Below are 271 nucleotides of genomic sequence, written 5' to 3'. Positions count from 1 at the left end.
CCACCATCCCGGCCACCAAACGCAACGGCTACCTGCGGCTCTACTACCCCGGCAGCGCCGACGCGACCGCGACAGCCCGCTACTTCGTCCCTGTCTCTCGTACCGTCACCCGCATCACCGCCTTCAACGCGAGCCCCGAACCCGTACGCAAGGGCCAGCTCATCACCGTGGCCGGCACACTCCAGGCCAACCAGGGCAAGACCTGGGCCGGGCTGTCCGGGCAGACGGTCCGCGTCTGGTTCACCGCCCCGGGCTCGAAGACACACACCCT

1 pseudogene is annotated in these 271 nt (G+C 69.0%); it reads left to right on the top strand.

What is annotated here, in order from left to right:
- Positions 1 to 271 (top strand): annotated as a pseudogene (locus N4G66_RS45515) (HtaA domain-containing protein); the annotation flags it as partial.

Source organism: Streptomyces rhizosphaerihabitans (assembly GCF_025399795.1).
GTDB classification, from domain to species: domain Bacteria; phylum Actinomycetota; class Actinomycetes; order Streptomycetales; family Streptomycetaceae; genus Streptomyces; species Streptomyces rhizosphaerihabitans.
The sequence above is the reverse complement of the archived record's forward strand: the minus strand, read 5'-3'. Positions and strand labels throughout refer to the sequence as shown.